This window comes from Paenibacillus sp. BJ-4, assembly GCF_020404765.1.
Classification (GTDB): Bacteria; Bacillota; Bacilli; order Paenibacillales; family Paenibacillaceae; genus Paenibacillus.
Map to the genome: position 1 here is coordinate 1 of NZ_JAIVEM010000051.1, position 242 is coordinate 242.

The 242-nt window shown below is 47.9% G+C and carries 1 protein-coding gene; it reads left to right on the plus strand.

Annotated elements, in window-relative coordinates:
* A partial coding sequence (locus LCF57_RS09850; protein WP_226000528.1) for an IS3 family transposase occupies positions 1–205 on the plus strand: 205 nt, incomplete at its 5' end.
* Positions 206–242: the final 37 nt, after the last annotated feature.

A 242-nucleotide genomic window follows, 5' to 3' on the forward strand; every position in this document is an offset into this window, starting at 1 on the left:
CAAAGGTACCTGCCTGGATAACGCTTGCATCGAATCCTTCTTTTCGCATCTCAAGACCGAGAAGCTGTACCTCCACCAGTGTAAGTCAGAAACGGAAATTCATCAAGCGGTGGAAGAGTACATTTACTTTTATAACTACCAACGATTTCAGGCCAAACTCAAACAGCGCGCGCCGATTGAGTACCGGCACGCGCTGGCTGCTTAGCCTTTTTTCACTTGTCTACTTGACAGGGGTATGACCA